The organism is Photorhabdus aballayi, from assembly GCF_026153155.1.
GTDB classification, from domain to species: domain Bacteria; phylum Pseudomonadota; class Gammaproteobacteria; order Enterobacterales; family Enterobacteriaceae; genus Photorhabdus; species Photorhabdus luminescens.
Genome location: NZ_JAPFCD010000127.1, coordinates 1 through 1,751, shown reverse-complemented (window position 1 = coordinate 1,751; position 1,751 = coordinate 1). Strand labels below are relative to the sequence as shown.

The window sequence follows — 1,751 nt, the reverse complement described above, 5'->3', positions numbered from 1 at the left end:
GCGCGCCCGTTAATCGTCTCGGTAATCAGGTGGCCGGATTCATCGTATTCAAACGCCACCACGGCGTCCGGGTTGGCGGCGCGGACCAGCCGTCCCTGCGCGTCGTGGTCGTAGGCGGTGACTGAAAGTAAGGCACATTGGTCGGCTTCTTCCTGCCACACCTCCTGACGGGTGAGGCGGTCGTCGTCGGTGTAACACCAGCGCAGCAGCTGATGATTGGGGTAACGGGCGGTGAGGCGGCGCCCGGCGCGGTCGTACTGATAGTCAATCGTCCGGCCGGTAAAATCGGTTTCGCGGATAACCCGGCCGGCCGGGTCGCGGGTGTAACAGTAGGTGTCGCCGGTTGCGTTGGTCACGGTTTTCAGGCGGGTGAGTTTGTCGTAGCCGAAGGTCAGGGCCGAGCCGTCCGGGCGGGTGAGGCGGCTGAGCAGGTCAAAGGCGTCATAGGTATAGCGGGTGGTCCGGCCCTCGCCGTCGGTCACCGCCGAGACCCGGCGCTCGCTGTCGTAATCAATCGTCTGGCGGATGCCGTCCGGCAGGCGGATTTCCCGGACGCTGCCGGCCGGGCTGGCATGAAACGGGCTGTGGTGATAATGCGTCTGCTGGTACAGGGCATCGGTGACCCGCAGCAGCCGGCCCAGGCCGTCGATGTCAAACCGGGTCCGGGCGCCGTCCGGGGCCTGAATTTCACTGAGCTGCTGTTGTTCATAACCGTAGCGCCAGGCGCGGCCGTCCGGCAAGACCTGGCGCAGGATTTCCCCCTGCGGGCCGTAACGGGTCTCTTCCACCTGTCCCTGGGGGTCGATAACGCTGGTCAGGTTCCCCTGCTCGCTGTAATGCAGTCGCCAGCGGGCGCCATCCGGCTGAGTCGTCTGGGTGAGCTGGCCGTATTCATTGTAGTCGTAAACCGTGCTGTCCCCGGCCGGCGAGGTGAAGCCGGTCAGCTCGCCGTAAGGGCTGTACTCATAGGCGGCGGTTCGGCCCAGCGGGTCGGTTTCGGCGACTTTGCAGCTGAAATCCCATTCAGTCAGGGATGCATGGCCGAGCGGGTCGACTTTCCGGGTGACCAGCCCGTCGGCGTTATAGTGGTAGCGGGTACAGCCGCCTTCGGCATCGAAATAGGTGGTGACGTTATTGTCATCATCGTATTCAAAACGGTCCTGCCAGTACCCCTGCGGGGTGGTGGTGGCGGTCACCCGGCCGGCGCTATCATAATGAATCGTGACATCGGTTTTATCGGTGTCATGCCAGCGGGTCATATAGCCGTGCGGGTTGTATTTATGCCACAGATGGTGAAACTGAAAGGCGTCACATTCTGCCAGATACCCCTGGTTATCGTAGCGGCAGGTCGCCAGCCGCTGGCGTTGTTCCGCGTGCAGCCAGTCAATGGCGGTCAGTTGTTGTTGCTCATAGTGCAGCGCCAGGGTCGTCGTGTCGGCATGCGTGAGACGGGTCAGGCGGTGGTGTTCGTCGTAATGAAAGACGGTCTGATTGCCGTTGCGGTCTTCTATCAGGGACAGGCGGCGTTTATCGCCCTGCGCCTCGGTAAAACTCAGTATCTGCTGAGTACGGCGGTTAAACAGGCGCAGTTCGCCGCTCAGTTGCCCGTACAGCAGATAATGGCCGGCATGCAGGTTGACCGAGAAGACGTTGTCCTTTGGGGTATGGAAGGTGTAAATCACCCCCTCGCCGTCGGTGAAATGGGTTTCTTCGCCGTCGCGGTGCAGATGCTGAGACCAGTCATCGGCCCA

Annotated in this window: 1 pseudogene; it reads right to left on the bottom strand. The window is 62.0% G+C overall.

Going from position 1 to position 1,751, the window contains the following annotated elements:
* Positions 1 to 1,751: pseudogene (locus tag OO184_RS24825) on the bottom strand (hypothetical protein); the annotation flags it as partial.